Genomic DNA, 319 nt, shown 5'->3' with positions numbered 1-319 from the left:
AATAAACGCACCATTTCTTCATGAAATAATCGATATAACAAGGAGACTGCATCCAGATTCAACAGTTCTTCATTCGTGACTGTTTCGGCCAGAAAATTGATTCGGGTCCAGTTCTCATCATGTTGTTCGGGATCCTGCTCGGGTAATTGCTGAAGCATCAAACCGCCGGCAGTGTGTTCATCTGTGGCTAACCAGATACGGGTTTTTAATTGCTCGGATTGAGCAAAATATACTTCCAGCATTTCCGCAATCGTTTCGCCCTGCACACTGACAATACCTTGGTAGGGTTGCTTGGCTTCTACATTTTCAATGGTAATCA

1 protein-coding gene is annotated in these 319 nt (G+C 43.6%); it reads right to left on the bottom strand.

Annotated elements, in window-relative coordinates:
- Positions 1-319: Hsp33 family molecular chaperone HslO (locus B3O33_RS09470; RefSeq protein WP_292363507.1), on the bottom strand; the 319-nt coding region annotated here is incomplete at both ends.

Source organism: Methylophaga sp. UBA1464, from assembly GCF_002325665.1.
Classification (GTDB): Bacteria; Pseudomonadota; Gammaproteobacteria; order Nitrosococcales; family Methylophagaceae; genus Methylophaga.
Note: the sequence above shows the minus strand (reverse complement) of the source record. Positions and strands in the feature narration are given on the sequence as shown.